Annotated in this window: 24 protein-coding genes and 3 pseudogenes; 14 read left to right on the plus strand and 13 right to left on the minus strand. The window is 70.9% G+C overall.

The window, feature by feature from the left end; translation table 11 throughout:
• Window positions 1–550: 550 nt before the first annotated feature.
• Window positions 551–1,405, plus strand: coding sequence for a C40 family peptidase (locus OG912_RS12980; RefSeq protein ID WP_327709458.1), 855 nt, complete (start codon window positions 551–553; stop codon window positions 1,403–1,405).
• A 207-nt stretch (window positions 1,406–1,612) separates the two neighbouring features.
• Window positions 1,613–2,824, plus strand: coding sequence for an MFS transporter (locus tag OG912_RS12985; protein ID WP_327709459.1), 1,212 nt, complete (start codon window positions 1,613–1,615; stop codon window positions 2,822–2,824).
• Between the two features lie 22 nt (window positions 2,825–2,846).
• Here OG912_RS12985 and OG912_RS12990 read toward each other — a convergent pair whose 3' ends face one another.
• A complete protein-coding gene (locus OG912_RS12990) occupies window positions 2,847–3,299 on the minus strand; it encodes an ATP-binding protein (protein WP_327709460.1) in 453 nt (150 codons plus the stop codon).
• A gap of 261 nt (window positions 3,300–3,560) precedes the next feature.
• Here OG912_RS12990 and OG912_RS12995 point away from each other — a divergent pair, with 261 nt between their 5' ends.
• The 3 genes from OG912_RS12995 (at window position 3,561) to OG912_RS13005 (ending at window position 5,253) form a co-directional block, all read left to right on the plus strand.
• Entirely contained in the window at window positions 3,561–4,409 is an 849-nt protein-coding gene (locus OG912_RS12995; RefSeq protein WP_327709461.1) for a helix-turn-helix domain-containing protein, read from the plus strand.
• Between the two features lie 11 nt (window positions 4,410–4,420).
• Window positions 4,421–4,621 (plus strand): DUF397 domain-containing protein, encoded by a 201-nt coding sequence (locus OG912_RS13000; protein WP_327709462.1) that lies wholly within the window; start codon window positions 4,421–4,423, stop codon window positions 4,619–4,621.
• 248 nt (window positions 4,622–4,869) lie between these two features.
• A complete protein-coding gene (locus tag OG912_RS13005) occupies window positions 4,870–5,253 on the plus strand; it encodes a hypothetical protein (RefSeq protein ID WP_327713655.1) in 384 nt (127 codons plus the stop codon).
• Here OG912_RS13005 and OG912_RS13010 read toward each other — a convergent pair.
• A pseudogene (locus OG912_RS13010) lies at window positions 5,253–5,447 on the minus strand (hypothetical protein); the annotation flags it as partial. The gene OG912_RS13005 and the pseudogene OG912_RS13010 overlap by 1 nt on opposite strands.
• Here OG912_RS13010 and OG912_RS13015 point away from each other — a divergent pair.
• A pseudogene (locus OG912_RS13015) lies at window positions 5,431–5,613 on the plus strand (IS30 family transposase); the annotation flags it as partial. The pseudogenes OG912_RS13010 and OG912_RS13015 overlap by 17 nt on opposite strands.
• Window positions 5,614–5,689: 76 nt before the next feature.
• On the opposite strand, the gene OG912_RS13020 reads toward OG912_RS13015, so the two are convergent.
• Entirely contained in the window at window positions 5,690–5,995 is a 306-nt protein-coding gene (locus OG912_RS13020) for a hypothetical protein (RefSeq protein WP_327709463.1), read from the minus strand.
• A gap of 810 nt (window positions 5,996–6,805) precedes the next feature.
• Between OG912_RS13020 and OG912_RS13025 the strand changes: the two genes are divergently transcribed.
• Both OG912_RS13025 and OG912_RS13030 read left to right on the plus strand, forming a co-directional pair.
• On the plus strand, window positions 6,806–7,036 hold the full coding sequence (locus tag OG912_RS13025) for a hypothetical protein (RefSeq protein WP_327709464.1): 231 nt from the start codon (window positions 6,806–6,808) through the stop codon (window positions 7,034–7,036).
• Window positions 7,037–7,042: 6 nt separating this feature from the next.
• On the plus strand, window positions 7,043–8,368 hold the full coding sequence (locus tag OG912_RS13030) for a helix-turn-helix domain-containing protein (RefSeq protein WP_327709465.1): 1,326 nt from the start codon (window positions 7,043–7,045) through the stop codon (window positions 8,366–8,368).
• Between the two features lie 37 nt (window positions 8,369–8,405).
• Here the strand turns inward: OG912_RS13030 and OG912_RS13035 are convergent, their stop codons facing one another.
• On the minus strand, window positions 8,406–9,689 hold the full coding sequence (locus OG912_RS13035) for a geranylgeranyl reductase family protein (protein ID WP_327709466.1): 1,284 nt from the start codon (window positions 9,687–9,689) through the stop codon (window positions 8,406–8,408).
• Window positions 9,690–9,786: 97 nt separating this feature from the next.
• On the opposite strand from OG912_RS13035, the gene OG912_RS13040 reads away from it, so the two are divergent.
• Window positions 9,787–10,311 (plus strand): GNAT family N-acetyltransferase, encoded by a 525-nt coding sequence (locus OG912_RS13040; RefSeq protein WP_327709467.1) that lies wholly within the window; start codon window positions 9,787–9,789, stop codon window positions 10,309–10,311.
• 16 nt (window positions 10,312–10,327) lie between these two features.
• On the opposite strand, the gene OG912_RS13045 is transcribed toward OG912_RS13040, so the two are convergent.
• The 3 genes and pseudogenes from OG912_RS13045 to OG912_RS13050 form a co-directional block, all read right to left on the minus strand.
• On the minus strand, window positions 10,328–11,623 hold the full coding sequence (locus tag OG912_RS13045) for a hypothetical protein (RefSeq protein WP_327709468.1): 1,296 nt from the start codon (window positions 11,621–11,623) through the stop codon (window positions 10,328–10,330).
• Window positions 11,624–11,824: 201 nt separating this feature from the next.
• Window positions 11,825–11,893, minus strand: a pseudogene (locus OG912_RS40050) (zinc-ribbon domain-containing protein); the annotation flags it as partial.
• A gap of 175 nt (window positions 11,894–12,068) precedes the next feature.
• Window positions 12,069–12,761, minus strand: a complete 693-nt coding sequence (locus tag OG912_RS13050; protein WP_327709469.1) for a demethylmenaquinone methyltransferase — start codon at window positions 12,759–12,761, stop codon at window positions 12,069–12,071.
• A 218-nt stretch (window positions 12,762–12,979) separates the two neighbouring features.
• On the opposite strand from OG912_RS13050, the gene OG912_RS13055 reads away from it, so the two are divergent.
• From OG912_RS13055 to OG912_RS13070, 4 genes are all read left to right on the plus strand, one after another.
• Window positions 12,980–13,489, plus strand: a complete 510-nt coding sequence (locus tag OG912_RS13055) for a SigE family RNA polymerase sigma factor (protein ID WP_327709470.1) — start codon at window positions 12,980–12,982, stop codon at window positions 13,487–13,489.
• A gap of 16 nt (window positions 13,490–13,505) precedes the next feature.
• Window positions 13,506–14,405 (plus strand): hypothetical protein, encoded by a 900-nt coding sequence (locus OG912_RS13060; RefSeq protein WP_327713412.1) that lies wholly within the window; start codon window positions 13,506–13,508, stop codon window positions 14,403–14,405.
• Between the two features lie 91 nt (window positions 14,406–14,496).
• Window positions 14,497–15,270 (plus strand): DUF3152 domain-containing protein, encoded by a 774-nt coding sequence (locus OG912_RS13065; protein ID WP_443061086.1) that lies wholly within the window; start codon window positions 14,497–14,499, stop codon window positions 15,268–15,270.
• Between the two features lie 115 nt (window positions 15,271–15,385).
• Window positions 15,386–16,081 (plus strand): DUF3152 domain-containing protein, encoded by a 696-nt coding sequence (locus OG912_RS13070; protein ID WP_327709472.1) that lies wholly within the window; start codon window positions 15,386–15,388, stop codon window positions 16,079–16,081.
• Window positions 16,082–16,090: 9 nt separating this feature from the next.
• Here the strand turns inward: OG912_RS13070 and OG912_RS13075 are convergent, their stop codons facing one another.
• The 4 genes from OG912_RS13075 to OG912_RS13090 all read right to left on the minus strand — a co-directional run bounded on the left by OG912_RS13075 (window position 16,091) and on the right by OG912_RS13090 (window position 20,972).
• Window positions 16,091–16,735, minus strand: a complete 645-nt coding sequence (locus OG912_RS13075) for an imidazolonepropionase-like domain-containing protein (RefSeq protein ID WP_327709473.1) — start codon at window positions 16,733–16,735, stop codon at window positions 16,091–16,093.
• An 11-nt stretch (window positions 16,736–16,746) separates the two neighbouring features.
• Entirely contained in the window at window positions 16,747–17,946 is a 1,200-nt protein-coding gene (mqnC, locus tag OG912_RS13080) for a cyclic dehypoxanthinyl futalosine synthase (protein ID WP_326738017.1), read from the minus strand.
• Between the two features lie 72 nt (window positions 17,947–18,018).
• Window positions 18,019–19,710 carry a serine/threonine-protein kinase gene (locus OG912_RS13085; RefSeq protein ID WP_327709474.1) on the minus strand — a complete coding sequence of 564 codons (1,692 nt, stop codon included), beginning with the start codon at window positions 19,708–19,710 and terminating at the stop codon, window positions 18,019–18,021.
• Window positions 19,711–20,093: 383 nt separating this feature from the next.
• Complete coding sequence (locus tag OG912_RS13090) at window positions 20,094–20,972, minus strand: menaquinone biosynthetic enzyme MqnA/MqnD family protein (RefSeq protein ID WP_327709475.1); 879 nt, start codon at window positions 20,970–20,972, stop codon at window positions 20,094–20,096.
• Between the two features lie 376 nt (window positions 20,973–21,348).
• Between OG912_RS13090 and OG912_RS13095 the strand changes: the two genes are divergently transcribed.
• Window positions 21,349–21,552 carry a cold-shock protein gene (locus OG912_RS13095; protein ID WP_003967102.1) on the plus strand — a complete coding sequence of 68 codons (204 nt, stop codon included), beginning with the start codon at window positions 21,349–21,351 and terminating at the stop codon, window positions 21,550–21,552.
• A 175-nt stretch (window positions 21,553–21,727) separates the two neighbouring features.
• On the opposite strand, the gene OG912_RS13100 is transcribed toward OG912_RS13095, so the two are convergent.
• Together OG912_RS13100 and OG912_RS13105 are read right to left on the minus strand one after the other, a co-directional pair.
• Window positions 21,728–22,756 (minus strand): CU044_5270 family protein, encoded by a 1,029-nt coding sequence (locus OG912_RS13100; protein ID WP_327709476.1) that lies wholly within the window; start codon window positions 22,754–22,756, stop codon window positions 21,728–21,730.
• Complete coding sequence (locus OG912_RS13105) at window positions 22,753–23,391, minus strand: RNA polymerase sigma factor (protein WP_327709477.1); 639 nt, start codon at window positions 23,389–23,391, stop codon at window positions 22,753–22,755. Before OG912_RS13105 ends, OG912_RS13100 begins: the two co-directional genes overlap by 4 nt.
• Window positions 23,392–23,419: the final 28 nt, after the last annotated feature.

The following is a 23,419-nucleotide window of genomic DNA, read 5'->3' on the forward strand; positions in this document are numbered from 1 at the left end:
CCGAGTGATCACGAGACGTGACATCCACTGCCGTTACCGCTGGTCAAAGGGGTGTCGCCCTATCAAGCCGCAGCAGCATGCGCCAAATTGGCGATGGACTCGATCGGGTGATAAAGGGATCTGCCCCACTCTGCGATCAGGGCGGGTCACTCGCACGGGAGGCCGCTCGGGACGAAGTGGATGCATCTCGACATCCACCCCTTACAGGGCGAATCGGTCGCGATGTGCCGTCAGTTCCCGGCCGGCGGGAGGCCCCGCGCGCCGGGCCCTCGTATGCCCATCACACCGAGAGCATGCTGTGACCTGCGTCACTCCACAAAGGCCGCCACACAAGCGGGCTTGGCCAACCGTGTGAACGGATGGTAAGTGACGGGCAATTCGGGCGTATTGCCGAAAGCCCGTGATCACAGCCGTGTTGACGCATGCCCGATTTGCCCGTTACGGCGTCAATAAGGGCTCCCAGAAAGCGGATTCACAGGTTCCGGACGTAACTGTGTCGCAACACACGTTTCTTGATGGGACCCCTGAGGCCCTGATAGCGCTAGTACCCATGTCCCACACCGCTCTCATACCCAGCCACCGGAAGCCCCGCCGAAACGCCTCGAAGACGGCGCTGCGGGCCGGAGTTGCCGGTGGCGTCCTCAGCACCATCGCGGTCGCAGGCGCTGCCGGTCCGGCCCAGGCCGCCGAGCCGGTGACCCAGACCATCGAGATGCCCACCATCACGGCCGGGCTCTCCACCACCGTCGCGGCGTCCGCCGAGGCCACGCAGCAGGTCGCCCTGGACCTGGAGACGCAGGCGCACGAGGAAGCGGCGGCCACCACCGCCGCCAAGGCCGCCAAGAAGGCCAAGGCCGAGGCGGTCCGCAAGGCCGAGGCCAAGAAGAAGGCCGAAGCCAAGGCGAAGGCCGAAGCGCAGGCCAAGGCGGAGGCCGCCGAGCGCGCCTCCCGCTCCGCCGCGCGCACGACGCTGAGCGCCTCCACCGGCTCCGGCTCCTCCTCCTCGGGCTCCTCGTCGTCCGCCACGACGTCGTACAGCTCCACCGCCACGGGCTCCGCCGCCTCCGTCGTCGCGTTCGCGCAGGCGCAGGTCGGCGACGCGTACGTGTCCGGCGGCACCGGCCCCAACTCCTGGGACTGCTCCGGCCTCGTCCAGGCCGCGTTCCGCACGGTGGGCGTCGACCTGCCGCGCGTCTCGCAGAGCCAGTCGACCGCGGGCACCCAGGTCTCGCTGAGCAACCTCCAGCCGGGCGACATCCTGTACTGGGGCGGCGCGGGCAGCGCGTACCACGTCGGTATCTACGTGGGCGGCGGCCAGTTCGTCGGCGCGCAGAACTCCTCCACCGGTGTGGTGCAGAAGTCCCTGGACTACGACCCGCCGTCGGGCGCGGTCCGCGTCCTCTGAGTTCACGGATTCACAAGCGCCTCGGCGCACATCGAAGGGCCGTCGCTCCCCCGCTCGGGAGCTGCGGTCCTTCGTCGTTTCCGGCCGGTTCGCGACGTCACCCCCGGCGGCCACGGGTGAGGTCGCGAACCTGCCGGACTCCGTCCGCCGGAGCTTGTGAACTGGGGCGAACAGCCCCCGCGTCACCGAGCACAGGACGGCCCCGTCATGTCCACCACGACCACCCCCCACACCGGCACCACGTCCCGGACGCCCTTACGCGGCCGCCTGGCCGTCCTCTCCGTGACGCTGGGCATCTTCGTCGTCGTCACCACCGAGATCCTGCCGATCGGCCTGCTGAAGCCCATCGGGGCCGACTTCGGCGTCGCGGACGGCACGGCGGGCCTGATGATGACGATGCCGGGCCTCCTCGCCGCCGTCGCCGCCCCGGTGGTGACCCTCGCAACGGCCCGCGCCGACCGCCGGCTGATGCTCTGCGCCCTCGTCCTGCTGCTCGCGGTGGCCGACTTCCTCACCGCGGCCGCGACGTCCTACTGGCTGGTGCTGGTCGCCCGGGTCCTCGTCGGCATCACCATCGGCGGCTTCTGGTCGATCGGCGCCGGTCTGGCCGGCCGGCTGGTCCGCCCGGCATCGGCCGGCCGGGCGACGGCGGTCATCTTCGCCGCCGTCCCCCTCGGTTCCGTGCTCGGCGTCCCCGCCGGCACCCTCATCGGCGATCTGGCGGGCTGGCGCACCGCGTTCGTCACGATGGGCCTGCTGTCCACGGGCGTGCTGGCCCTGCTGCTCCTGACTCTGCCCGCGCTGCCACCGGACCGGGTCACCCGCCCCGCCGTGCTCCGCGCCCTGCTGCGCGGCCCGGACACCCGGTTCGCGCTGTTGTTGACGTTCCTCGTCGTCCTGGCACATTTCGGCACGTACACGTATGTAACGCCGTTTCTGCGGGAGTTCACCCACGCCGGTCCGGGGACGGTCACCGGCTTCCTGCTCGTCTACGGGGCCGCGGGCGTGGCCGGCAACTTCCTCGGGGGCGCCCTGGTGACGCACCGCCCGCACACCGCGTTCGCGTCGGCCGCCGCGACGATCGCCGCCGCGACGGCCCTGCTGCCCGTCCTCGGCCGGTCCGAGGCGGGCGCGCTCGCACTCCTCGTCCTCTGGGGCCTCGGCTACGGCGCGGTACCGGTCTGCTCACAGACCTGGTTCGCCCGCGCCGCACCACGGAACCCCGAGGCGGCCACGGTCCTGTTCACCGCGTCCTTCCAGGCGACGATCGCCGCCGGCGCGCTGGCGGGCGGCCACGTCGTCGACCGGGCCTCGCTCGGCGCGGTGATGTGGTGCGGGGCGGTGACGGCCGGCCTGGTGGTGCTCGTCGCCCTCCGGGCGAAGGGCCGCCCCGGGGCGGCGCCCCCGCCAAGCCGTTGACGACGCGGGCGCGTTCCCCGGTTCACCAGCGGTCCGGGGCGCGTTCGACGAGAACGAACCAGACCGTCTTGGCGGTCCGTACCCGCCCGCCGCGCGTCGTGGTCCCCCAGCGGTCCGTCAGGCTCTCCACGATGACGAGGCCGCGCCCGCCCTCCGCGTGCGGCTCGGCGCCCGGCTTCGGCAGCAGGCCCGGTGCGTCGTCGGTCACGTAGACCATGACCTGACGGCGGTTCACCGTGACATCGACCCGGATGCGCGCCGACGACGTGTGGCGGTACGCGTTGGACACCACCTCGCTCACGCACAGCCGGGCGTCGTCGACCAGTCCGGGATGCCCGGTGGTCCGCAGCAGGGTGCCCACGAAGTCGCGTGTGACGCGGGGCGCGGCGGGGGTGTTCGGCGCGACGAGCCGGTAGCGCTCGCCGCGCTGCGGGAGGAAGGGTGCGGGCGGGGGCGGAAGAGTTACGGAGGTCATGGCGCGGTCTCCCTGCGTGAGCGGTTCTCCGGTACGTCTGCGGGCGCTTCCGGTGAACCGTGGCATCGGCCGGTCCCGGGCGAGGCGAACTCGCTTGCGGGGGGCTGCACTTCGAGACACCGAGCCGTTTCCGGTCGACACCATTGGACGCTAGGGCACAACATTGGGACGGCGCAACAGTGGGACGGCCGTAACACTCATACGAGTGGACCAGTGGCACAGTGGGGCGGCACACTCATAGCCGCACGAAAGGGAGGGCCGATGCCGCCAAGGAGCTACCCGACCGCCAGGCAGAAGCGATTGGGCGCGGAGCTGCGCAAGCTGCGCGAGCGCGCCGGAATGTCGGGGAGCGAGGCCGCCGCCTTCCTGGGTGGCGAGCGCGCCCAGATAAGCCACATCGAATCCGGCCGTTACGGCGTGAGCGACCAGCGCGTCCGCCGCCTGGCCGCCCATTACTCGGCCGGCGACAAGCACCTGGTGGACGCCCTCGCGAGCATGGCCGAGGAGCGCACGAAGGGATGGTGGGACGACTATCGGGGCGTGCTCTCGCCGGGATTCCTGGACCTGGCCGAGCTGGAGCACCGCGCCACCTACCTCCGCGCCATTCAGATGCTGCACATTCCAGGGATCTTCCAGACGGAGTCGTACGCACGGGATCTGATCCGGAGCGGCGTCTCCGACCTTCCGACCGCCGAGCTGAACGCCCGTGTCGAACATCGCGCGAGGCGTCGCGACATTCTCGACCGGCCCGCCCCGACCTCCTTCGAGGCATTTGTTCACGAGGCCGCGCTCCGCATGCGCTACTGCGACACCGACACCATGCGCGAGCAGCTCAACTTCCTCCACACAGCGTCCACCTGGCCGTCCGTAACGATCCGGATCATCCCGTTCACGGCACAGATCACCGGATCGGCACATTCGATGCTGTACGCCGGAGCCAGCATTCCGGCGCTCGACACCGTACAGATCGACAGCGCCTTCGACGCTGGATTCCTGGACGCCGAAGCGCAACTCGCCAGGTACCGAGAGCTGCTTGATTCCGTCGAGTCGATCTCCCTCGGCCCGGAGGACTCAGCCCAGTTCATCCAATCCATCGCACAGGAAACGTGAGTCGAAGCGATATGACCGACGAAATCAACTGGCAGAAGTCGTCATTCTCGGGAGCGGACAACAACCAGAGCTGCATCGAGCTGGCGCCCGTGGACGGCGCAATCAAGATGCGCGAGAGCGATGACCCCGACCTGGTCGTCACGACGAGCGTCGCCAAGCTCCGCGCCTTCGTCCTCGGTGTCAAGGCCGGCGAGTTCGACCACCTGATCTGACCAACCCAACCGAGTGCCCTCCGCCTGCATGCCAGGCGGAGGGCATTTCGCATGGTGCGGCGCAACTTAGGGACGTCCCACTGTTGCACCGCACGCCGCAGTGACGCTACCGTCACCCTACGTCGCAACGCCGATCGAGCGCGCCGCTCGGCCGCGCGTGAAGTCTTCGTAACTGCCCCTGCATCAGCGCCCGTTGAGGGCCACGCGCTCATTCCGCGCACCCCCACGCCGTGATCGGACGGTCGACCATGCGTACATCACCCCAAGTCACCCCCTTCGAGGCCCGCGTCGCACGCGGCTTCCGGTTCGAAGTGCTTCGGTACGGCCCCGCCACCGGCTTCGTCCCCGAACCCGTCGACCTCCGCGTCCTGGCCGGCCCCCGTGAGGCGATCCGCGTCATCCGCGTCCAGCTCCGCGCGAGCCACGTCCTGGGGCTGACCCCGCACGAAGCGGCTCGGGCGCTCTACTGGGCCGACCAGGGCGGCTGGGTCCAGGCGCTCGGGGCGCTGCATCGCGGCGAGCCCTGCGGGTTCACGCTGCTGCTCCGCAAGGGGCGCCATATCGAGTGGCACGTACGCCCCGTGCTCCACCTGACGCTCACCCCCTCGGGGCCTCCGTCGAGAGCACACTGATCCGAACGCAAGGGGGTGATAAGCCGGTTCTCACCGAGGGCACGGAGGAAGGCGGGGGCGGCGCCGAGCGTTTCCGCGGCCCGGCCCATGGTGTGGGCGGGGTAGTCGTCATCGTCAAAGGTGTCGGCAGAACGGGGGCTGCGTCTGCTTCTGCGGCCCCGGCAGCCCCTCGCCTCGCAGCGCGGCGCGAACAAAGACACCAACGGCCTGCTCCGCCCGCGCTCCCCCAAGACCACCGGCCTCGCCACCCACAGCCGCGAGCACCTCGATGCCGTCGCCGCCGAACTCAACAGCCGCCCACGCAAAACGCTCGGCCGGGAAACCCCAGCCGAGCGCCTGCCCAAACCGCTCGCAGCCTAAACCATCGGCCACGTGTTGCAACGCCCCTCGGGTTCGCCCCTACGGGCGCCTCGTCATTCCTGCGGGAGCCGGATCCTCAGGCGTGGACCGACCACCCGTCGGAGCACGACTCGTCGGAGCCCTTGACCAGGCAGAGCTGGATGTTGTACCAGTTGCCCTCCGTGAGGTCCCCTGTCTTCTTCACCGTGACAGGAGAGCTCAACCCTCGGGTCGAGGCGACCCGGCCCGTACTCATACGAGCCTCGATCCCCCACCCGTCCGCGTTGACATCCTTGGCGATGAGCGTGTCGCCGTTGGCCTGCCAGTGGGCGCTTCCCGCGAGGCCGCATGCGCCATTGCAGGTCCAGTAGAACTCGATGGTCCGGCTTCCGTCGGCAGCCACCGGGGAGATCTCGAACCTATCCACCCCCGCGCTCGCACTGCCCGCCCCCACCGTGACCGCAATCCCTGTAAAGGCCACAACCGCCGTACACAGTGCGACAACTCTGGTGCGTACCTTGCTCATTGCCTGTTCCCCGTTCACCTCGTGTACATGGCCTGATGCCATGACTTCAGCGAAGTGCAGTATAGGCAGGCCCACTTCGAGGCCATCTCGCGGCCGTCCCTGCTGCGCGGTCGACCAGGGCGAGGGTCCGGGGGCGTGGGTCCTGGCACCGCCATCGCGGTGCCAGGACCTTTGAGGAGCCGCTCGCGGCAACGAGTCCGCTCCCTCTCCGGAACTGAATTTGCCCGCAGTACATCGGAGAGCCCCGCAGCGGAAACAGGCCTGCTGCGGGCGCACCGTCAAAGATCGGGTATCCGCGCCGTCAGGTCAATACGGAGACACGGCTGCGGATAACACGACCGCTCCGAGCCCATGAGCTGGGACGAAGCGCTTCCGGCCATGGCCGGAAGGGGTACAAGTCGGCGGGACGCCAGCGCGCTTATCCACTTACCCCTCCAAAGCGGACACCGAAAAGGTGGGACGGATCTGCGGAAACATGCGCCTCATCTCTGCCCTGACCAGGCGAGAAGCCCCGCGAATGTCGATGGTCCGCCCAGTTCGGCACAGGGACACCCGTGCGGTTACGGCGTGCCTGGGGATAGTCCGGACGCCGCGCATGCTGCAACATCAATACCTACACAGGCGGCGGCAACCGCCTTGCACCACACACCTGTTCGCCCGCAATACACGTACGTCTGGAGAACAAACATGAACGACAGCCTGCTCTGCGGCACGTTCGATGCCGTGCCGTCCCGGCCTCTCACCGTCCCCGAAGTCGTCGTCCTGATCGTCATCGTCGTCGCAACCACCACTCTCGCCCTCGCCGGACTCCCGGTCATCAGCGCGGCCGTACTGCTCGCCGAGGCGACGGTCCTGGGCATCCGGCTGCTTCGACGGCTGCGCGACGACTCCACCGAGCCGGGCCCGGCCGAGGTCTGACCGACGATGGGGCGCCGCGAGAAGCCGATCTCCCAGTGCAGCAAGTCCCTGGGCGCACTGGCGACATGGTTGCGAGCAGGCCGTGATGAGGCCGGGCTGACCTACCACCAGCTCGCCGCTCGTACGGACTTCAGCGCCGACACTCTCGCGCGCGCCGCCTCCGGATGCGGCGTGCCGCAGAACCTGAACGTGGTCACCTCCTACGCACGGGCCTGCGGCCGCAGCACGAAAGAGGCCGAACGCCTGTGGAAGCACGCCCGCCGCGACGAGGTCCGCGCCCAGGGCGTGCTCACGGGGCACCGTGGCGGAGCGCACATCAGCGTCGTCAAGGGCTTCGCAGACCTGCACTCCGCCATCGTCGACCTGTACCAGGACGACGGAAGCCCTCCGCTGCGGAGCCTGGACCCGCGCCTCGGCAGTGTGGGAAGGCTCCCTCGCAGTACGGCCGGCCGGGTCCTCAAGGGGCGGTCGACGCCGAGCCGCGACTTCGTCCTCGCGTTCGCGGAGGCCTGCGGCATCCGCAGGGCCGACCTCGCGGAATGGGGGAAGGCCTGGGACCGGGCGGACGCGGACCGCAGCAGCACCCGTGCGCGTCACCCGCAGAACGACCGTCTCATCACACATGACCGCATCACGCCGCGGGACCTGCAACTGCTCATGAGCGACCTGGAGTCCTCGGCGCGGAAGGAACCCGGACTCAAACTGCTGGTCGACATCCCCCATCAGGACAGCGGCGCCGGACGGAAGTCGGCCCGTATGACCCGGGAACTGCTCGTGGACCAGGCGCAGCGGCGCGGAGAGCTCGCCTGTCCGCAGTGCCGCCGGCCGTCCTTCGGCTACAACGGCGCGCGAGGGTGGACCGCTGCCCTCTGCGCCGACTGTGTGCCCGCACAGGCATCCGAACCGTCCCCGCCCCATCCCCTGGACACCCCGACCCTGGTCCTGCGGCTCCCCGCCTCGGTTCCCCGCGCACCGCTCCCCCGTCGGGTACCGAAGCCGGCCTGGTCCCGTCCGCCGGATCAGCCGCCCACCCGGCCGCAGTACATCGGCGCCGCGGCAACGCCCGGCGGGCCGCCCCCCGGCAGTCCGCCGCGGGCACCGGACTGGTTCGCTCCGCCCGCAGGTCCGGGCCGCCCGTACAAGTACTGTCCGTGTGCCGCATGCCAGAACCCGGAGCGGCCACCGCCGGCCACGATCCCGCCCCCGCCGGTGCCGGACGGACCCCGGTCCACCACTCTCACCACCCGGATCCGGATCAACATCCCCGGCAGAAGGCCCATCCCGCCCGTCGTCATGCGTACGCCGCCGCCTCCGCCGACCGACCGTCAGTGACACCGGCCGGCGAGGCGGAGCGGCCCTGCCCGCCCGGTCAGGCCTTCGGAGCCACCTTCGAGAGCCCGTTGATGATGCGGTCCATCGCGTCGCCGCCCGTCGGGTCGGTGAGGTTGGCGAGCATCTTCAGGGTGAACTTCATCAGCAGCGGGTGCGTCAGGCCGCGCTGGGTGGCGACCTTCATGACCTTGGGGTTGCCGATCAGCTTCACGAAGGCGCGGCCCATCGTGTAGTAGCCGCCGTAGGTCTCCTTGAGCACCTTCGGATAGTTGTTCAGGGCCAGTTCGCGCTGGGCCGGGGTCGCGCGGGCGTGCGCCTGGACGATGACGTCCGCGGCGATCTGGCCCGACTCCATGGCGTACGCGATGCCTTCGCCGTTGAACGGGTTGACCATGCCGCCCGCGTCACCGACGAGCAGCAGGCCCTTGGTGTAGTGCGGCTGGCGGTTGAAGGCCATCGGGAGGGCGGCGCCGCGGATCGGCATCGTCATGTTCTCGGGGGTGTAGCCCCAGTCCTCCGGCATGGACGCGCACCAGGCCTTGAGGACCTCGCGCCAGTCCAGCTCCTTGAACGCGGAGGAGGAGTTGAGGATGCCGAGGCCGACGTTGGAGGTGCCGTCGCCCATGCCGAAGATCCAGCCGTAGCCGGGCAGCAGCCGGTCCTCGGCGCCGCGCCGGTCCCAGAGTTCCAGCCAGGACTCCAGGTAGTCGTCGTCGTGGCGGGGCGAGGTGAAGTACGTACGCACCGCGACACCCATCGGGCGGTCCTCGCGGCGGTGCAGGCCCATCGCGACGGAGAGCCGGGTGGAGTTCCCGTCGGCGGCGACGACGAGCGGGGCGTGGAAGGTGACCGGGGTCTTCTCCTCGCCGAGCTTCGCGTGCACGCCGATGATCCGGCCGGTGCGCTCGTCCTTGATGGGGGCGCCGACGTTGCAGCGCTCGTACAGCCGCGCGCCGCCCTTCTGCGCCTGGCGGGCCAGCTGCTCGTCGAAGTCGTCGCGCTTGCGGACCAGTCCGTAGTCCGGGTACGAGGCGAGATCCGGCCAGTCCAGCTGGAGCCGGACACCGCCGCCGATGATGCGCAGGCCCTTGTTGCGCATCCAGCCGGCTTCTTCGGAGATGTCGATGCCCATGGAGACGAGCTGCTTGGTGGCGCGCGGCGTGAGGCCGTCACCGCAGACCTTCTCGCGCGGGAAGGCGGTCTTCTCCAGGAGCAGGACGTCGAGTCCGGCCTTGGCGAGGTAGTAGGCGGTCGTGGAGCCGGCTGGGCCTGCCCCGACGACGATCACATCCGCGCTGTGTTCGGACAGGGGCTCGGTCACGGTCGGATCTCCCGAAGACTCGCATTCGCGTGCCGCGCGGCACATGGCCAGGGCAGTCTATGGGGGCCTGCCGATCAACCTTCCGAAGGGCTCCCCGATGTCGCTCGCACCTCCCGCACTCCCCGTCGTGACCCTGCGTGTCCCGACCGACGAGGACGCGGTGTCCTGGCACCGCGCCTTCGACGACGCGGAGGTGATGGAGTTCTTCGGCGGTACGTCCGAGGAGCTGTCCCTGTACGAGGAGTGGACCGCCCGTCAGCGCAGGCACGACGCGGAACTCGGCTTCTGCCTGTGGACCGTGCTGGACGGGAACGGCGAGGTGCTCGGCTTCACGGGCGCGCAGCCGTGGCCGCAGAGCGCGTACGGACCGGTGGGCGAGACCGAGATCGGCTGGCGGCTGACCCGGTCCGCCTGGGGCCGGGGTTACGCGACCGCGGCCGCGCGCCTCACGCTGGAGCGGCTGCGCGCGGCCGGGGTGGAGCGGGTGGTGGCGACGATCGACGCGTTCAACGAGCGGTCGATCGCCGTGGCCCGGCGCCTGGGCATGGCGGAGGCGGAGAGCTTCACGACGCCCCGGGCGGGCCAGGAGGTGCGGTGCTTCCGGCTGGAGCTGGACCGGTGACGCCGCACCTCGGGGCCTACGGGCCCGGAGGTGCCGGGTACGCCGGAGGGGCCGCCTTCGCCCGCCCCGTCAGCCGCAGCAGGTACGGCGCGACGAGCACGGCGGCGCCCACCCACAGCAGGCCGAACAGCAGTACCTCCGGCAGGTTCAGGGCGAATTCGGCGGTGCCTCGGTCATCCCTGTCGGTGAGGCCGCTGGAGACTCCGCCCAGCCCGGCCAGCAGCAGGAACAACAGCAGGAACAGCCCGCCCGCGGTGGCCTGTTCGCCCCGGCCGGCCGAGCGGCGCGCGGCCAGCAGTCCGACCATGAGCGCGCAGACGACACCGGTGGCCAGCGCCCCGGTCAGGGCCCAGCCGCCGAACTCGTCCTCCAGACCGGACAGGCCGAAGCCTCTGTCCCGCAGACCGGAGCCGGAGAAGTCCAGCCACCCCTGGATGTCGTACTCGATGTGGGCGCCCCAGCTCAGGCCGAGCACGTGCAGTCCGATGTTGGGCAGCACCGGCAGGGCGATCAGCAGGGCCTGACCGTCGACGTCGTCCGCGGTGGCGTACAGGACGAAGCCGATCAGGGAGCAGAGCAGCAGCACGGCTCCCATCGCCCGGACCGCCGAACCGGCGGCCCGCACCAGGGTCTGCGCCCCGGGCCGGCCCGCCAGCCACTGGGCCGCCGCGTCGCGTTGCAGGACACCGCCGGTGACCAGCAGAGCCATGACGAGGGCGCCGAGCGCGGCAAGGACCGGGGCGGACGAGACCTCGACGTCCGCGACCTCGGGCTGCGCGAAGAGTCCGAGGAGCAGGACGGCCGCGGTGGACACGAGGCTGATCCGTACCGCCGCCTCCAGACCGCCGCCCTGTCTGCGGGCCGCACGGGCGCCGAGGATCAGCGCACCGATCCAGAGCACGGTGACGGTGAGCGGGACGAGGGAGAGCGTGTAACTGCCCTGGGTGCCCGGGTCCAGGCTCCCGAAGTCCGATCCGAAGTCCGATCCGCCGGAGCCGTAATCGGAGCCGTAGTCGGAGCCGTAGTCGTAGTCGGAGCCGTAGCCGGAACCGTTGGGACCGCCGGACCCGGCCGGGCGCACCTCGAAGCCGCCGCCGAACGCCTGGAGCAGCATCGCGAGCGCGAGCCGCAGCCGGTCGCTCCAGCCGACGACGATGTCGTCGCCCTGTCCGTACGTCGGGATGGAGAGCGCCACCGCGAGCGCCACGATCAGGCCGCTCGGCCAGGCGGCGGCCTTCACCGAGCCCGCCCAGTCGCCCCGGAACACCCGGCCGAAGAAGGCGCCGAGCGGGGACGGCCCCGCCGGGGCCACCGGTATCGGCGCGTACCCGGGCGGCGGGGGCGGACCCGCCGCCGGAGCGAACGGGACCGCGGCGGGCGGCGGTGCAACGGGTGACGGAGGCGTTGCGGGCGGAGGCGCCGGCGCCATGGGTCTCTGCGGGGGCGCTGCGGGGGCCTGAGGAGGTGGCGCGGGCGCCTGCGGCGGTGCCGCGGGTGTCTGCGGGCGTTCGCGCCCGCACTTCATGCAGAAACGCGCCTCGTCCGGCGCCTGGGTTCCGCAGAAGGGGCAGTACGACGGCATGAGGACTCCGCAAGGAGGAGACGGGGACGGCCGGAACGGTGACACACGGAAACGGGAAAGACGCGTGCCGTATCAACGGACACATCTTCCCCGTTACCCGGTTCCCGTCAACTCCGATTGCCGACACCGGACTTCACCGTGCGGGCGATCCCGTCGGGGCGCGTGCGCCGGAGTGTCAGGCGCGCACGCCCCGGTGCAGCGCGACCACACCGCCCGTGAGGTTGCGCCAGGCGACCTTCGACCAGCCGGCCCGCTGGAGCTTGGCCGCGAGACCGGCCTGGTCGGGCCAGGCGCGGATGGACTCGGCGAGATAGACGTACGCGTCGGGGTTGGACGACACCGCGCGCGCGACCGGCGGCAGCGCCCGCATCAGGTACTCGGTGTAGACGGTCCGGAACGGCGCCCAGACCGGCTGGGAGAACTCGCAGATGACCACCCGGCCGCCCGGCTTCGTCACCCGGTACAGCTCGCGCAGCGCCGCGTCCGTGTCCTGGACGTTGCGCAGACCGAAGGAGATGGTCACCGCGTCGAAGGTCTCGTCGCGGAACGGCAGCTTCGTGGCGTCGCCCGCGGTGAAGGGCAGCCAGGAATTGCGCTTCTTGCCCTCGCGCAGCATGCCGATGGAGAAGTCGCACGGCACGACGTACGCACCCGTCGCGGCGAACGGCAGGGAGGACGTCGCGGTCCCGGCGGCCAGGTCGAGTACCTTCTCCGCGGGCCGGGCGTGCACCGCCTTCGCGACCTCCTTGCGCCACAGCCGCGCCTGGCCGAGCGAGAGCACATCGTTGGTGAGGTCGTAGTTCGCCGCCACGCCGTCGAACATCGAGGCGACTTCGTGCGGCTGCTTGTCCAGGGAGGCTCGGGTCACCCACCCATTCAAGCAGCCCGGCCGGGCCGCGCCGGGGCGGGCCCGCTGTCGGCGGTGCGGTGGCTCCCCGGCAAGGAACCGCAGGGGGATGCGCCTGCCCCTGCGGTTCCCCCTCGCACGAGTTCCGGCCCCCCCTTCAACCTTTCCGGCCCGGCGGTGCTCAGTACCGGGCGTAGTGACCACCGACAGACCACCGACAGACGCAGAGAGGAGGCCGGATGACCGCCGGACGCAGCGCGAACACCGCCGCCTTCGAGGAGTTCGCCCGCGCGAGTCAGCGCCGGCTGTTCCGCACCGCGTATCTGCTGTGCGGGGACGCCGACGCCGCCCGTGACCTGACCCAGACGACGCTGGCGAAGCTGTTCCAGCACTGGGGCCGGGCGAGCGCGGCCGACTACCCGGACGCCTACGCCCGCACGGTACTGACCCGCACCTACATCGCCGAACGCCGACGCCGGCTGCGCGATTTCCGTGCCCATACGCCGATCGCCGCGCACCCGCCCGCGGTCGGCCCCGAGCTGACCGTCACGTTGCTGGCCGCGCTCGCCGAACTGCCGCCCCGTGCACGGGCGATGGTCGTCCTGCGGTACTGGGAGGACCTGAGCGTGGAGACGGTCGCCGAGCTGCTGCGCTGCAGCGCGTCCACTGTGAAGAGCCAGTGTTCACGCTCGCTCGCCACGCTGCGTACCCGCCTGGGCGACGCGCATCTCTACACCACCCGAAGCTGAGGAGACCGTCGTGGACATGTTTACCGACCGCTCCTCCGGACCCCTCCCGGGCCCGGAGACCGAGGACCGGCTGATCAGGACGGCCATGAAGCAAACGGCCGAAGGTGCGCCACCGCCGCCCGATCTGGTGTCCGTCGCCCTGGTCCAGGGCCGTCGGCGCCGCACCCGTGCCCGTGCGGCCCTCGGGGCGGGAGTGACGGGCGTGGTGGCCCTGGGAGTGTTCGGCGTGGCGCTGCCGATGTGGGGGGCGGGAGGGGGTACGCAACCGGCGCAGACCGGGTCCGTCACCACGCCGGCCACGACCTCCGCCCCCTCTCCGGCCTCCGCCGACCGGCCCGTCCCCAAGCCCGTGCACCTTGAGCCGAGCGACGGCGAGACGCCCATGGCCGACCTGCCTGTGGCCGAACGGGACCGGCAGAAGAAATTCCAGCTGAAGGTGGCGGTGCTGCTCGACGAACTGCTTCACGAGCAGCTCGGCGCCGTTCGTCCGGTCGACCTGGAGGTGCGCCGGTATCAGGGTGGATCGGGTGGGCACGCCTTCCCGGTCATCGTCTCGGTACGTCCCCGGGCCGATGCGGAAGCCCTCGGCAGCGCGAACCCGCCGTGCCGCGACATCACCACGAAGGGCATACGGTGCAAGACGGTGACGCTGCCGGGCGGCATCAAGGCCCGCGCCCTCACCTGGGAGGGAAACGGGAACGGCGCACAGACCCTCACCAACGTCGAACTCGCCTTCACCTACGGCAACAGCAGCGTCAGATTGTCGGTCAGCGGTGACGATGCCGCGATGGTGTCGTCACCGGTCACCGCGGACCAACTGGTCGCCGTCGCAAGCGACTCCAGGTTCCTGGAACTCGTGAAGTACGCGGACGGGCATCCGATGGAGGACAAGGAGCATTTCGTAGATGGCGGCTGAACCGGGGCGGCGCCGGGCACAGCGGCCAGGACGGGGAAACCGGCGCCGCCGGCGGCACAGCCGGATACGGGTGCCGGCCGCGGTACTCGTCATGGCGGCGGTGATCGGCGGCGCCGTGACCGCCGCGCCCCGATGGGCCGTCGGGGACGGCCGGCCGGCCGCGGCGGCTGCGCCGGAGCCCTCGGACACCCCCCGGGACCCGGTGCCCGACAGCACGTCGCCCTCCCCCGCCGCGAAGCCGAAGCCGAGGGCGAAGCCGGCCACCGCGTCCCCTTCCCCCTCCCCGTCCGCCACCGCGCCTCCCCGTGTCCCGGCATCCGGCCCGGGCACGTTCACGGTGGCCCGCGCCGGCGCCTCCTCCGGTGGCGGGAACGCCTACCGGGTCGAGGTCGAGGACGGTTCGGGCGTCGACCCGGACACGGCGGCGGCCCTGATCGCCGACGTCCTGGCCGCACCGCGCGGCTGGGCACACGCCGGGGCGCGCTCGTTCCACCAGGTGGCCGCGGGTCCCGCCGGGATGGTGATCCGTATCGCCACCGCGGCGACCACCGACCGCATCTGCGCGACGGGCCACATGAACACCCACGGGGAGGTCAACTGCCGGCTGGACGAGGTGGTGATGGTGAACCTCAAGCGCTGGCAGACCGGTTCGCCCGAGTTCCACGGGCCGCTCGCCGACTACCGCGCGCTGATCATCAACCACGAGGTCGGGCACTGGCTCGGCCACGGCCACGAGACCTGCCCCGGCAAGGGCCGCCCCGCCCCCGCGATGATGCAGCAGATCTACGGCCTCAAGGGATGCGTCTCCAACGCCTGGCCCTACGACGCACAGGGGCAGTACCTCGGCGGCCCTTCCGTGAGGTGACGTTCCGCCGGACCCGTGCCCGGCAATCGATATGTGTGTGGACTGAACCAATCGGCCCCGGCGCCGGTCCTTACAGGGGGGAGTGGAAACCACCGAGCACTGGGGAGGGGCACGGATGTCCGCAGGGGATGTGCGCCGCAGGGGGCAGCGGGAACGCGGCCGGGACCGGCTGTTGGCCAAGGCCGTGGTGCCGGTTGTCCTGGTCGCGGCGGCCGTCGTGGGCATCCGGTGGAACAACGCGCACGGTCCGAGTACGTCCGCCGCCTCCGCCACCTTCACGGTCGCCCGTGCGGGCGTCTCGGAGACCGGCAAGGGCGACGCCTACCGGGTCGAGGTGGAGAAGGGCTCCGGCCTGGACGCGGACGAGGCCGCCGCCGAGGTCGCCCGCATCCTGGCGGCGCCGCGGGGCTGGGCGCACCACGGGGAGCATTCCTTCCGCCAGGTCGCCGGGGGGCCGGCGGGGCTGGTCATCCGGATCGCCACCCCCGCGACCACCGACCGCATCTGCGGGAAGGGCGGCCTCGACACCCACGGCGAGGTCAACTGCCGGGTGGGGACCGACGTCATGGTGAACCTCAAGCGCTGGGAGACGGGTTCGCCCGAGTTCGACGGTCCGCTGGCCGATTACCGTGCCCTGATCATCAACCACGAGGTCGGGCACTGGCTCGGCCACGGCCACGAGACCTGCCCCGGCAAGGGCCGCCCCGCCCCCGCGATGATGCAGCAGATCGACGGCCTCAAGGGATGCGTCTCCAACGCCTGGCCCTACGACACCGACGGGAAGTACCTCGGCGGCCCTTCGGTGCCGTGACAGTGGGCCCTACCGGCCCCGGTACACCAGTCGCCCCGCCGCCACCGTCGCCACGCAGCTCGCCCCGCCCGCCGCGAGGAGCGCGTCCTCGTCCGGCGCGTCGAAGGCGGCGAGATCGGCCCGCCCCCCGACCGTGAGCGGCGACGCCATGGCGTCGGCCACCGCCCCGGCCCCGGCCAGCGGATCGAGCCCCGGCGTGCCACCGGAGTGCGCCGGAGCGCCGATGACCAGCAGCCCGGACCGGCGCATGGCCGTGATCAGGGCGGGCGGTGCGGTGGGGGCGGCCGTCGCCGCGGTCGTCCCGTGACGCAGCATCCGGTGCAGCCCGCGGCGTACGCTGCCGGCACGCCAGGTGTCGTCCGGCCCGAGCGCGTCGAGCGCCTCGCCGGTCAGCGGCGCCGTGCCCAGGGTGTCCGCCTCACGCGGATCGGGGAAGTACGACTCCTCCAGCAGCCGGACGGCGCCCCGTTGCACGAGTCCCGGGGTCAGGACGCCCGGCCAGCGCCGGACCCGGGCGGCGGGATGGAGGGCGGCCAGCTCCTCGTACGGGCCGAAGGACGCGACCACCCCGTCCCTGACGGCGACCGCCCCGCCGGGCACGGGAGCACGGCCGCCGCCCGGCAGGAGCAGGGCGGCGGCGTGGATCGTCAGCAAGGCGACGGACCCTAGTTGGCGCTGAGGAGCTTGAGCTCCGGGTGGGCGGTGCCGCCCTCGATCGCGGTGGACGAGATGTGCGAGACGACGCGCTCGTCGACCGGGTCGTTCGCCGGGTCGTCGTGCACGACCAGGTGCTCGTACGTGGTGGCGCGCTGCGCCGGGACCCGGTCCGCCTTGCGGATCAGGTCGATGATCTCCAGGCGGTTGGAGCGGTGCTTGGCACCGGCGGAGGAGACGACGTTCTCCTCCAGCATGATCGAGCCGAGGTCGTCCGCGCCGTAGTGCAGCGACAGCTGGCCGACCTCCTTGCCGGTGGTGAGCCAGGAGCCCTGGATGTGGGCGACGTTGTCCAGGAAGAGCCGGGCGATCGCGATCATCCGCAGGTACTCGAAGAGCGTGGCCTGCGTCTGGCCCTTCAGCTTGTTGTTCTCCGGCTGGTACGTGTACGGGATGAAGGCGCGGAAGCCCCCGGTCCGGTCCTGCACGTCGCGGATCATGCTCAGGTGCTCGATGCGCTCGGCGTTCGTCTCGCCGGTGCCCATCAGCATGGTGGAGGTCGACTCGACACCGAGGCCGTGGGCGATCTCCATGATCTCCAGCCAGCGCTCGCCGGACTCCTTGAGCGGGGCGATGGCGGTGCGCGGCCGGGCCGGCAGCAGCTCGGCGCCGGCGCCGGCGAAGGAGTCGAGACCGGCGGCGTGGATCCGGCTGATGGCCTCCTCGGCGGAGACCTTCGAGATCCGGGCCATGTGCTCGATCTCGGAGGCGCCCAGCGAGTGGATGACCAGCTGCGGGAACGCCTTCTTGATCGCGGAGAAGTGCTCCTCGTAGTACTCCACGCCGTAGTCCGGGTGGTGCCCGCCCTGGAACATGATCTGCGTGCCGCCGAGCTCGACGGTCTCCGCACAGCGGCGCAGGATGTCGTCGAGGTCGCGGGACCAGCCCTTGGCGGTGTCCTTGGGCGCGGCGTAGAAGGCGCAGAACTTGCACGCCGTCACGCAGACGTTCGTGTAGTTGATGTTGCGCTCGATGATGTACGTCGCGATGTGCTCCGTACCGGCGTAGCGGCGCCGGCGCACGGCGTCCGCGGCCGCGCCCAACGCGTGCAGGGGCGCCGACCGGTAGAGGTCGAGGGCCTCCGCCGGAGTGATCCGGCCGCCTTCGGCGGCTCGGTCGAGGATGGGCTGGAGGTCGGCCTTCTCGGTCACCGGGCTGTCACCTTTCGGCGGTTTTTCAACGGATCTACGGACCGGTTCAGCGTACGCCAGCGCCGGTACGGGTCAGCGGCCGGACCGGGTCAGCGTGCCGTACGGGAGTCCGGCACCCCGCTCGTCGGACCGGAACCGCAGGGTTCCGTCGGCCGCACGGGTGAAGTGGAGGTCGGCGGGCGTGGTGGTGCACAGCCCGGCCGTGCCGGGGCGTTCGGGATCGGCGCGTTCCCTGAGCTTCAGCTCCTTGTCCGTCCCGGAGGTGAGGGTGGCGATGCTGTAGCAGCTGACGTCCACGCCGAGTCCGGTGATCGTCGTCGTCATGTGGACGACCTCGGCACCCTTCTTCCCCTTCTCGAACACCGCGGTGAGTGTGCCGTGCGGCGCCCCGGTCGTCTTCTCGGTGAGCGGCCCCCGCCACGTACCGACGAAGGCGTCCGGGACCGCGTCCACCCGGTCCGGTGAGCCGGTGGCGGAGTCCGCGGGCGCGGACGGATCGGCGGAGGCGGTGCCGCTCGGAGAGGTGGCCGCCGGGGTGTTGCCGTGCTCGGCGCTGTCGGCGCCGCTCCCGCCCGGCATCAGGTCGAAGAGGAACGCGCTGCCCACCGTCACCGCGGCAAGCGCACCGGCCACCGCGAGGGCGACGGTGCAGCTGAGCCTGCGTCCCCGGTGCTCGCCGGGTCGCGAGTCCGCGCTCATGGTGACGGCGAACCGGGGATCGGGCGTGCGCTGCCCGGGCAGTGGGGCCGGTCCGGACGCCGGGGGCGGTTCGACCGGCGGGCCGAAGACACCGAGCGGGGCGTTCGTCCCGGACGTCCCGAACGACGCGTTGGTGAACGGCACCGGCCCCGACTGCACCGGCGCCTCCTGCGGTTCCAGGTCCAGCAGGGCGACCGCCGACCGGCTGACCTCACGCACCAGCACACCGGGCAGCCAGCCCGCGGCCACCGATGACGCCGCACCGCCGGGCACCAACTGCCGGGCGAGTTCTGCCGGGGTGGGCCGGCGGGCCGGGTCCTTCGCGAGGCAGGAGGCGATGGCGTCGCGCAGCCCGCCCTCCAGGTCGCCCAGCTCGGGTTCCTCGTGCACCACCTTGTAGAGGAGTACGGCGGAGGAGTCGCCGAGGAAGGGGGCGGCCCCGGTCGCCGCGTACGCCAGCACCGCGCCCAGCGAGAAGATGTCGGCCGCGCCCGAGATGTCCAGGCCGCGGATCTGCTCCGGCGCCATGTAGCCGGGCGAGCCGACCGAGACACCGGTGGAGGTGAGGGAGGCGGTGGCGTCGATGGCCCGCGCGATGCCGAAGTCGATCAGCCGGGGGCCGTCGAGGGCGAGCAGGACGTTGGACGGCTTCACGTCCCGGTGGATCAGGCCCTGCCCGTGGACCGCGGCCAGCGCCTCGGCGAGCCCGGCGCCCAGGGTGCGTACCGCAGGCTCGGGCAGCGGCCCGTGTTCGGTGACGGCCTCCGAGAGCGGCGGCCCGGCCACGTACCCATGGGCCACCCACGGAACGGGGGCGTCCGGGTCGGCGTCCAGGACGGGTGCGGTCCACTGCCCACCGATCCGCCGCGCCGCGTCCACCTCCAGCCGGAACCGGGCACGGAACTGCTCGTCGAGTGCGAAGTGCGGGTGGACGACCTTGACCGCGACGGTCCGGCCGCCCGCACTGCGCCCCAGGTAGACGCGGCCCATGCCTCCGGCACCGAGCCGGCCGAGCAGCCGGTAGGCACCGATGCTCAGCGGTTCGCCGGCTTCGAGCGGCTGCATATACGGACTCCCCCTGTGGACCGGCCGGACCTCCGACCGAAGCCTAGGGGCGAAGGTCATCGGGTCACAGGGGAAACCATCCGCCGATTTCACCCCCAAGGGAACGAACGGCGCCATTCACCACAACAAAAGGCGTGAATGCGTCGTTCCGCGGGTCCATTGCGGAAGGGATCCGGGGGATCGGTTCGGGTGCGGTCCGGACGCCTTCCGTCAATCGGCCAATTCAGCTCGAATTCACCCGAATCGATATCCGCCTACCATCCGCGCCAGGTTCCGCACAAGGCCCCGCACAAGGGAACTGCGGGACGTCCCCGGCGGGAATGGCCGGGCATTCCCGCCGGGCCGGTACGAGTCGCACGCGGCGGGAGAGCCGGGCCCGTCTCTCAGCCGCCGAGAAGCTCGACGTTCACATCCGCCGGGAAGCCCGTCGTCGGACCGGTCCGGCGCGCGAACTCCTTGACGCCCGCCAGCTGGGCGGGCCCGAAGCGGAAGTCGAGCGTCGTGAAGTAGCGCTCCAGGACCTCCGCGTCGAAGGCCTCCCAGCGCGCGGCCTGCTCCGCGACCTTGGTGACCTCTTCCAGGGACACGTCCCGCGAGGCCAGGAACGCCTCGTGCACCTTCTGTACGGCGGTGGGCTCGGCAGCCAGGTAGTCCTTGCGCGCGGCCCAGACGGCGAAGACGAACGGCAGCCCCGTCCACTCCTTCCACATCGCACCCAGGTCATGGACCTGGAGCCCGAGCCGGGGAGCGTCGTGCAGGTTGGCGCGCAGCGCGGCGTCACCGATGAGGACGGCGGCGTCCGCCTCCTGCATCATCAGGCCGAGGTCGGGCGGGCAGGTGTAGTAGTCGGGCGTGACACCGAACCGCTCGGCGAGCAGCAGCTGCGCCAGCCGTACGGAGGTGCGGGAGGTCGAACCGAGCGCCACCCGGGCCCGGTCGAGGTCCTCCAGGGGCCGCTGCGACACGATCACGCACGACATGACGGGCCCGTCGCAGCCGACCGCGATATCGGGGAAGGCAACCAGGTCGTCGGCGTTGCGCAGGAACTCCACGAGGGTGACGGGGCCGATGTCCAGATCGCCCCTGATCAGCTGCTCGCTGAGCTTCTCCGGGGTGTCCTTCGAGAGCTCCAGGTCGAGCAGGGTTCCGGTCCGTGCGAGCCCCCAGTAGAGGGGAAGGCAGTTCAGGAACTGGATGTGGCCGACGCGCGGCCGGCTGCGACGGTCGTCGCCTGCGACGGTTGAGACGGTTGAATTGTCCACATCGCGAGGCTAGACCCGTGCCCGGCCGACGGCCTCACCGGGGCCGCGCGGCGTCGCGCCGACCCCTCTTCCGGGGGCACCGGAATGGATACGGAAGGCCTCTCGGGAAGGCTCCCCGAAGCCGCCCGGAAGCCGCTTGGAGGCCACCCGGAAGGGCCTCTCGGCGGGCTCATCCGCACGACAATCAAACATCCGGGTGAAGTGATCTTTCCCTCTACCCTTCGGCACATGCTGCGTGCTAGGCTCAACGCCAAGTTGCAGTTTGGTTTCCCTTGCAGTACAGAGCCTGCGGAGCATGTAACCCGCAGGCTTTTGTAGTTTTCAGACTTCTTTGCAGGTTCTGGAGCAGGGCAACCCTTTGGCCCAAGGAGGGCTTATGGCTACCGGAACCGTCAAGTGGTTCAACGCTGAAAAGGGCTTCGGCTTCATCGCCCAGGACGGCGGCGGCCCGGATGTCTTCGTCCACTATTCCGCGATCAACGCGTCCGGGTTCCGCTCCCTCGAGGAGAACCAGGTCGTGAACTTCGACGTCACTCAGGGACCCAAGGGTCCGCAGGCTGAGAACGTCACCCCGGCCTAGTTGCCCGGGTCGGCCGATCGCGGCCGGTAACGCAGTACCCAAGGAGCCCCGCTCCTCCGCCTCGGCGGAGGAGCGGGGCTCCTGCCTGTATACGACAGGCGCCCCCTACTTCTTGAGAGTCACTTCCCGGGCATCACTTCTTGGGTGTCACTTCTCGGGCGTCACTTCTCGGGCGTCACTTCTCGGGCGTCTCGTCGCGGCTGTCCACGACGCCGCGGTCGAGCACGGCCTGGAGCTCGGTGACGGTGCCCTTCCTGCCCAGCTCGGTGTCCTGGACCAGATACGAACGCAGCCCCAGGTAGTCGTAGCTGTTGGCGTCGAAGACCAACTCCTTGCGCTCGTGCGTCCGCTCGTCCGTACGGGCCAGCGCCACACCGGGCCGGCCGTCGCCGTCCTGCGCCTTCTCCACCATGACGACGCCGGGAATCTTCGCGGCGGCACGGTAGATCGCGGCGCCCGTCTCGGGCGGCAGGATGTTCTCGCGGATCAGGCCGCCCACGTACTCGAAGAGCCACTGGTCGGACGAGCCGGAGTACGCGGCGTCCGCACGGAGCTTCGTCAGCAGCGCGTCGGGGTCGGTGGGCAGGGCCAGGAGCGCGGCGTAGGTCTGGTTCTGCAGGTGCTCCAGGTACCCCTCCTCCCCAGCGCGCGGCGCCGACCAGATGATGTCGTCGCCCGGCTGCTTGAGCCGGCTCTGCACCTTCTCCGGGTTCTGGGACGTCCACGTCTCGCGGTAGTACGTCTTCAGCTTGAGGGGGTTGCCGACGTCGGCCTGCATGTGGGAGTAGTGCGAACGCACGTAGACGAACTGGTTCTTGCCGACGCGGGTCGCGGGGCCTTCCGCGGCGTGCTGGGCGACGTTCTCCATCAGCGCTCCGACGCCGTCCGCCGAGGCGACCTCGACCTTGACGACGGGGGCCGCGCTGAAGTGGTACCCGGTGTCGCCGCTGCCGCTCTGCCCCGGACCGGCCAGGAAGGTGAAGGCCAGCGCTCCGGCGGCGACCATGCCGACGGGCACGGCGTACCAGCCGCGGTGGCGGCGCGGCCGCGCGGACTTCGGCGCCTTTGCGGCCTGGACCTGGTGGATCTCGTTCATCAAGTGCTCCCTGAGCAGCCGTTGACGGTCGCTCGGCAGGACCGGTCCGTGCGGCTCGGGCAGCTGCGCCCGCAGCTCCTCCGCAACCTTCTTCGCGTCGGCACTCATCGGTTCCCCTCCCTTTCGTTCGACCGGACCGCGGTGGCGCGGTCACTTCGGTACTGTCCGGCTGATCCGGGTAGTTCCCTGTTTGTTGTGTTTTTTTCGAGTTTCTCTCTTTCGTCTTCGGTGAGGTCCCTCAACCGCTTCCGGGCCCGGGAGAGCCGCGAGCGGACCGTCCCGACGGGGACGCCGAGCGCGCGTGCGGCGTCCCGGTACTCCAGGCCGTCCCAGACGCAGAGCAGGAACACCTCCCGCTCCTTCGGTCTCAGCCGTCCCAGCGCGGCCTGCGCGGCGGCGAGTTGTTCCGCGTCATGGATGCGGCCCACCAGCTCGTCGGCGAAGTCCGGCACGGCGGGTCTGACCGGCATCCGGGTCAGTGCCGCGTCGTGCCTGCGGGCGGCGCGGCGGGTGTTGCGCAGGACGTTGGTCGCGATGCCGAGCAGCCAGGGCTTCAACTCCTCGTCCGATTCCCGCAGGGTCGCGCGCAGCCGCCACGCCTCCAGGAAGGTCAGCGACACGACGTCCTCCGCACCGGCCCAGTCGCCGGTCGAGCGGACCGCGTACCGGAAGACCGTCTGGGCGTAGTCGTCGAAGAGGCCGCCGAACGCGTCCGGGTCACCTGCCCGTATCCGGGCTCTCAAGGAATGCTCCACATCAGGTCCTGTCCGC

The sequence above is a fragment of the Streptomyces sp. NBC_00464 genome (assembly GCF_036013915.1).
GTDB lineage: Bacteria > Actinomycetota > Actinomycetes > Streptomycetales > Streptomycetaceae > Streptomyces.